The sequence below is a fragment of the Helicobacter pylori genome (assembly GCF_001998165.1).
GTDB lineage: Bacteria > Campylobacterota > Campylobacteria > Campylobacterales > Helicobacteraceae > Helicobacter > Helicobacter pylori_DL.
In genome coordinates this window covers 1-251 of the sequence record NZ_MTWR01000197.1, presented here as the reverse complement: position 1 = coordinate 251, position 251 = coordinate 1, and the positions used below count along the sequence as shown (strand labels likewise).

Sequence of the window (251 nt, the reverse complement as noted above, 5' to 3'; positions counted from 1 at the left end):
TTCTAAACCCCAGGCCGCTTCTAAAAGCTTTTTTTGTTGCTCTTCATTTTTGCCCTTAAACTTATAGCCTCCATCAAGACGCACGAGTTGAGGCATTAAGCCAATATGCCCTTCCACAATAACCCCCTCATTAGTGAGCGTTTTAACCAGTTTCGCTTTTTCTTTTCCGCCCTCTAATTTGATCGCGCTCGCTTGGGTTTCTTTATAAACCCTAATGGCGTTTTTTAGGGCTGTTTTTTCATCTTTATAGC

Annotated in this window: 1 protein-coding gene; it reads right to left on the bottom strand. The window is 41.8% G+C overall.

Annotated elements, in window-relative coordinates; genetic code table 11:
* The coding region (locus BZK24_RS08875) for a 3-methyl-2-oxobutanoate hydroxymethyltransferase (RefSeq protein ID WP_171972445.1) at nt 1-251 on the bottom strand (251 nt) is incomplete at both ends.